Annotated in this window: 7 protein-coding genes and 1 pseudogene; all 8 read left to right on the forward strand. The window is 54.5% G+C overall.

Annotated features, from left to right (window positions below; translation table 11 throughout):
* Nucleotides 1-3: 3 nt before the first annotated feature.
* Entirely contained in the window at nucleotides 4-693 is a 690-nt protein-coding gene (locus CMN55_RS10080; RefSeq protein WP_293949670.1) for an XdhC family protein, read from the forward strand.
* A 947-nt stretch (nucleotides 694-1,640) separates the two neighbouring features.
* On the forward strand, nucleotides 1,641-2,318 hold the full coding sequence (locus tag CMN55_RS17460) for a nucleotidyltransferase family protein (protein ID WP_459253658.1): 678 nt from the start codon (nucleotides 1,641-1,643) through the stop codon (nucleotides 2,316-2,318).
* A gap of 9 nt (nucleotides 2,319-2,327) precedes the next feature.
* Nucleotides 2,328-2,747: pseudogene (locus CMN55_RS17210) on the forward strand (iron-sulfur cluster assembly scaffold protein).
* 11 nt (nucleotides 2,748-2,758) lie between these two features.
* Entirely contained in the window at nucleotides 2,759-2,986 is a 228-nt protein-coding gene (locus tag CMN55_RS17215; RefSeq protein WP_366932023.1) for a DUF1289 domain-containing protein, read from the forward strand.
* Between the two features lie 136 nt (nucleotides 2,987-3,122).
* A complete protein-coding gene (locus CMN55_RS17220; protein WP_366932027.1) occupies nucleotides 3,123-3,557 on the forward strand; it encodes a cell wall hydrolase in 435 nt (144 codons plus the stop codon).
* A 262-nt stretch (nucleotides 3,558-3,819) separates the two neighbouring features.
* The gene (locus tag CMN55_RS10090) at nucleotides 3,820-4,365 is read left to right on the forward strand and encodes a PadR family transcriptional regulator (RefSeq protein ID WP_293949673.1); all 546 of its coding nucleotides are present in this window, start codon (nucleotides 3,820-3,822) and stop codon (nucleotides 4,363-4,365) included.
* A 27-nt stretch (nucleotides 4,366-4,392) separates the two neighbouring features.
* Nucleotides 4,393-5,499 carry an efflux RND transporter periplasmic adaptor subunit gene (locus CMN55_RS10095; RefSeq protein WP_293949675.1) on the forward strand — a complete coding sequence of 369 codons (1,107 nt, stop codon included), beginning with the start codon at nucleotides 4,393-4,395 and terminating at the stop codon, nucleotides 5,497-5,499.
* On the forward strand, nucleotides 5,496-6,458 hold a 963-nt coding region (locus CMN55_RS10100), incomplete at its 3' end, for an efflux RND transporter permease subunit (RefSeq protein ID WP_293949677.1). The genes CMN55_RS10095 and CMN55_RS10100, both read left to right, overlap by 4 nt.

Genomic DNA, 6,458 nt, shown 5'->3' on the forward strand with positions numbered 1-6,458 from the left:
GCCATGAAAACGGCCCTTCTTAAAGAATTGCAACAGGCGCGCGAGCAGAAACGCCAGCTTGTGCTCGCGACAAACCTTACAACAGGCTTTCAAAAAATATTATACCCCTTTGAAAGTGAAGATACTTCTGATCTCTATGAAGCGGCACGCACGGCCCTTCGAACGGATAAGCCAGCAACGATTGAACTGGAGGAAGGCCCGGTTTTCCTTAACATTTTCAATCCGCCACTGCGCCTTTTCATTGTCGGAGCGGTGCATATTGCACAGGCCCTCGTTCCGATGGCGGCCAATGCGGATTATGAGGTGACCGTTATCGACCCGCGGCGCAGCTTCGGTTCTGCCTTCCGTTTTCCGAATGTCGCCCTTGATAATCGCTGGCCCGATGAGGCGATGGCAGACCTGCAACCGGATCGGCGCAGCGCCATCGTCACCCTCACCCATGATGCCAAGCTGGACGATCCGGCGTTACAACATGCCCTGCGCTCCGATGCCTTCTATGTCGGAGCGCTGGGCAGCGGACGCACCCATGCAAAAAGGCAGCAACGCCTGCGGTCCGCCGGTTTTTCCGATGAAGACTTCGCCCGTATCCATGGCCCGATCGGGTTGGATATCGGCGCTAAGTCACCGGCCGAAATCGCCATTTCGATCATGGCCGAAATAACAGCCGTCCTGCGTGGGAAGGCGGCCTCATGATTTTCGCCCGCCTGCCCATTGATGACGCAGAGGGAGCCATCCTCGCCCATGCAGTGGAGAAAGCGCCCGGCAAATTGCTGCGCAAGGGGCACAAGCTGACCATTGATGACATAAAGTTATGTAAGATCAATGGGATAGAAACTGTTCTTGCGGCCCGTATCGAACATGGCGATATCGAAGAGGATGCCGCCGCCGGGTCCATCGCCGCCGCCCTTTGCGGCGACAATGTCATGATAAAGCCGCCTTTCACCGGCCGCGCCAATCTCTATGCGGAACGTCGCGGCATCGCCCGCCTCAACCGGGATCTGTTACGGCAGATCAATCATCTGCACGAATCCATCACCGTCGCCACCGTCGCCCCCTATGAGTTGGTCGAAAACGGGCAAATGATCGCTACCGTCAAAATTATTCCCTTTGCCGCACCGTCGGACAAGGTTGCCGCAATCGAGGCAATGGCGGCAAAATCTGACAGGCCCCTTCTTTCCATCCACCCCTTCACGCGTAAATCCATCGGGATCATTTCCACAATACTGCCGAGCACAAAAGAAACAGTGATCAGCAAGTCGGAACAGGTTATGGAAAACCGCCTGTCAAAATATGGAAACCAAAGCAATCATTTACGGCGCTGCATTCATCATGAGGATAAACTTTCGGAAACCATTCGGGAGCTCGATGAAGAAGGCTGCGATCTGATTTTCATTTTCGGCGCCTCCGCCATTACCGACCGGGCGGATGTCATTCCGGCAGGCATTATGAAGGCGGGCGGCGCGGTGGACCATTTCGGNATGCCCGTCGATCCGGGCAATCTGCTGCTGCTGGCCCATCTGCGNGANAAACCGGTGATCGGGCTNCCCGGTTGCACCCGTTCACCCAAGCTGAACGGCTTTGACTGGGTGCTGGAACGGCTTCTCGCCGATATTCCCNTCACCGGCTCCGATATCATGGATATGGGCGAAGGGGGCCTNCTGAAAGAAATTCCGAGCCGACCCCAGCCGCGNCAGAAGGAGAANAAANCCNNCCGCTCCGACCACGGCAAGTCTGTCGCGCTNCTNATCCTNGCNGCCGGACAATCCCGNCGCATGGGGCCGGAAAACAAANTGCTCACTGACTTCAGNCACAAGCCGCTGCTGCGCCATGTAGCGGAACAGGCGCAANAATCAAAGGCCCAGGCCNTTTTCGCCGTGACCGGNCATGAAGCNGCGCAGGTCAAAANCCTGCTNGCNGACATGAACATTCAGACATTTCANAANCCCGACTATGCCAGCGGTCTCAGCAGCAGCNTGAAGACNGGNTTNCGCGCCCTCGCCGACCAGTATGANGGNATTCTTGTCTGCCTCGGGGATATGCCCTTTATCAACGCCGCGCTGCTGGACAAGNTGATCGACGCCTTCGATATNGAGGAAGGGCGCGCCATTATTGTTCCCGCNTATCGGGGCAAACGCGGCAATCCGGTTCTGATTGCGAGCGAGNTCCAGGAGGAAATACAGGCAATCACGGGGGATATCGGCGCGAAATCACTCATTGCCGANAATGANTCCNTNGTCTTCACTGTTGAAGTTGACAAGGAAACTATTTTCACCGATATCGACACGCCCGAGGCNCTNGCCGCCCTCCGGCAANTCTGAGTAAATGNAATGGACGAACTGTACCAGAANAAACTGCTNCGNCTNGCGGCCAACGCCNCNGGCGAGGGAGAGATTGANCGNCCCGANGCCGAGGAAACCCTCGACAATCCCACCTGCGGNGATCGCATTACCGTTCAAATAACCGTGAAAGACGGCGTGATNAGCGAGCTTAAACATCGCAACCGCTCCTGTATGCTCTGTCAGGCGGCNGCNTCCCTGATNGGGGANAACGCCNTCGGCAAATCATTCAGCGATATCCTNGANNTNCGCTCGGAAATGGCGGCTCAGCTTCTGGGCGAAGAAGTGANNCCGCCTGAAAACTGGCNGGATTTTGCGCANTTCAGGGTTGTCNCCAGNCATNGAAGCCGCCATAACTGTNTTCTNCTGCCTTTNGATACACTGATCAANGCNNTGGAAAAGCTACATTAAGAAAGTCTGNCATGCTCTANCTCAANAAAAACAAGAAAAGTAACGGCAAGCGTGAAATCCCNTCCCCTTGCACCGGCATTTGCAGCATGGATGAAAAAGATGCTTTCTGCCTTGGCTGTTACCGGACCCGGGATGAGATCGCGAGCTGGNTATTAATCAGTGACGACGAGAAGCGNGCCCTGATCNAGNTGATCCGGGAGCGACGAAAGGCCGCACGCCGCGAACGGGCNATGCCTTAATTNTGCCCANTTCCCCGCGCCTAATTCCTGAATAGTCTGATGTTGATGCGNACTANTCTGGAAGGAGGGGGCGCAAATGTATCTGAAAACCTTGAGCGTTCTGACAGTCGCATTTCTGTCANTGCTGTTTCTGGTCATGGCGACTTTTTTGCCGACCGGCACGAGCCTTGTCGCCAGCAATGAGGAAGATCCGGATCTCACCTGCCTTGCCCAGGCGGTNTATTTCGANGCAAGAGGCGAGCCNTTCAGCGGGCAGATTGCCGTNGCACAGGTTGTCCATAACCGCGTTCTTGCGAAATCCATGAGNTATTGCGAAGTTGTTTTTGAAGGCAGCCACCGCCGNAATGCCTGNCAGTTCTCATTCGCCTGTGACGGCAAGTCNGACACACCAAGGGATTTGGTCTCCTGGGATCGNGCGCTGAAACTTTCCGCCCTCGTCAAGAGTGGCTACATGCGCGATCTNTCNGGNAANGCGACNTTCTATCATGCNAATTATGTCTCCCCGNTCTGGTCGCAGCATTTGGAGAAAACGGCCAATATCGGCAANCATATTTTTTATCGCAAGATGTAACCTTTCATGACGTCNACAGGCGTCATCCCATAAAAGCGGCCGTCGGCCGCTTTTTGTTTGCGGACCTACAGGCAGCGGNTCGCNCCCCTTCTTTTTCCGGCTCGGACATCCCTGTTTGCCAGATGCGTGACGCCGGTCACACGCCCGCGCCCAAAACTTCCACATAAGAAATTGCAATTATATCGGATTGATATATTTTTTGTCGGCATATAGCTCCGGCTCCGCACTCCAGCGACCGGCAATTTACGGAACGAGTGGCTGCATGGATATTCGTACCCTCTGCCTTGGCATCCTGACCATGGGCGATGCAACGGGTTATGAAATCAAGAAGACGTTTGAAGAACGTCTGGAGCTTATTTTTCACGCCAGCTATGGATCAATTTATCCGGCACTCAAACAGCTTACCGATGAGGCGCTGGTCTCCTGCCGGGCGGAAATGCAGGAAAAACGACCGGATAAGAAAGTCTATTCCATCACCGCGTCGGGCCGATATCGGTTTTTTGATGAGATGATGAAAAAGCCGGGGACGGATCGGTTCCGTTCGGAATTTCTGGCGACGCTGATGTTTGCGCATTTGTTGCCGGTCATCACCGTTTCCGAACTCATTGACGAACGCATCGCCGATCGTCTGCAGAAAATATCAACCCTTGATGGCCGGTGCGTTGAAAAGCAAACAGAACGGGAGAAATTCCTCTGTAACTATGGACGTGCAATATATCAGGCGGAAATTGAATACCTAAAAGAAAACAGATATTTACTTGAATCAGACGCACTGTTTGGTAACCGTGCAGCCCATGAGCGCCCATGATATCCGGCAAAACAGAGAGGTAATATTGTGAACCGTTCCATCATTATCGCGATCATCATCGCCCTCGCCGTGATTGCCTGGATAGCCTCCGGGCAGATGGGCGGAAATGAGAGCGGCGAACAAATCGCCGACAATTCCGGCACCCCGCCGTCAGGCTCCGCGGAACAATCGGCGAATAAAACGACGATGGCCGTCCGCTATCTCACTTTCACCGCTAGGCCGCGCCAGCAGAATATCATCGTGCACGGAAAGACCGAGGCCAACCGAATTGTCGAGGTCAAAGCCGAAGTTGCCGGGCGGGTCCAGAAAATTCATGTCAGTGTCGGGGATCGCGTCAAGACCGGTGACCCCATCGTAAGCTTTGATGTGAAAGATAACGAGGCCTGGCTACAGGAGGCAGAGGCTCTTGCCCGCCAGCGCGAAATCGAATTCAATGCGGCAAAAAAGCTCAATCAGAGAGGCTTCAGCTCCGATACGACCCTCGCCAGCGCCCAGGCTCAGCTTGACAGCGCAAATGCCCAGGTGACGGCCATGAAAATCCGGCTGAATGAATTGCAGGTCAAGGCGCCATTCAATGGAATCATCGAAAATCGCACCGCGGAAATCGGCGATTATGTCAAGGATGGCAATGTCATTGCCACCATCGTGGAAAGCGATCCGCTTCTTGTCACCGGTCAGGTTTCGGAGCTTCAGGTCGGTCATATTCAGCCTGACGGGGAAGGAACCGCCCGCCTTGTCACCGGCGAGACTGTCAGCGGCCGGATCAAATTTATCGGCAGTGTCGCCGATCCGGAGACGCGGACCTTCCGTGTCGAGTTGGAGGTTCCCAATGAAGGATACAAGCTGCGCAGCGGTGTGACGGCGGAAATCACCTTTTCCACACGCTCCGTGATGGCGCATTTCCTCTCTCCCGCTTATCTGACGCTCAATGATAATGGCGTGCTTGGCCTCAGGGCTGTCGATGAAAATGACACTGTCGTCTTTCATCCTGTTACCCTGCTCTCCGATACTCAGGAAGGGGTATGGGTTTCCGGACTGCCCGAAACAGTCAATATCATTGTGGTCGGGCAGGATTTTGTGCGTAACGGAGAAAAAGTGCGCCCGACCCTTTATGTTTCCGAGGCGCGCCCATGAACGCGATTATCGACGCGGCCATCGACCGGGCGCGAACGGTCATTGCCGTTCTTGTCCTGATCCTGATAGCAGGAACTTACGCCTATATTGATATTCCGAAAGAATCCGATCCGGATATCAATATTCCGATCATTTACGTTTCCATGACCCATGAGGGGATTTCCCCGGAAGATGCGGAACGGCTGCTGATCCGCCCGATGGAGCTCGAATTGCGCTCCATTGAAGGGGTGAAGGAAATGACCTCCACCGCTTCGGAAGGCCATGCTTCCGTCACTATGGAATTCGACGCCGGCTTCGATGTGGACAAGGCGCTTCAGGATGTGCGCGAAAAAGTGGATGTGGCCAAGGCAAAACTGCCCACGGAAACCGAAGAACCAACGGTCAACGAAGTCAATTTCGCTCTCTTTCCGGTGATTGTCGTCACCCTTTCCGGTGACGTTCCGCAACGCACACTGATCCGGCTGGCACGTGATCTGGAAGATCGCATCGAAGGGGTTCAGGGCGTGCTGGAGGCGGATATCGGTGGCGACCGGGAAGAAGTCCTGGAAGTCATCATTGATCCCGTCAAGCTGGAAAGCTACCGGATTTCGAATGTCGATCTGATCAATATTGTTGTCTCCAACAACAAGCTGATTGCCGCAGGCTCCATGGATACGGGAAAGGGCCGCTTTTCGATCAAGGTTCCGGGGCTTTATAAAACAGCCGCCGATGTTCTCGATATTCCGATCAAGGTCAGTAATGACGGCGTTGTCACACTGCGCGATGTCACGGATATTCGCCGCACCTTCAAGGATGCAGAGAGCATTGCCCGGCTCAACGGAAGCTCGGCCGTTGCGCTGGAAGTCAAGAAACGTGTCGGCATGAATATCATCGAAACCATCGAAGCGGTGAAAGTTGCCGTCGCCGAAGAACAGAAATACTGGCCTGACAGCGTTGTCGTTACCTATACGCAGGATCGG

It is taken from the genome of Sneathiella sp. (genome assembly GCF_002694385.1).
Lineage (GTDB): Bacteria > Pseudomonadota > Alphaproteobacteria > Sneathiellales > Sneathiellaceae > Sneathiella.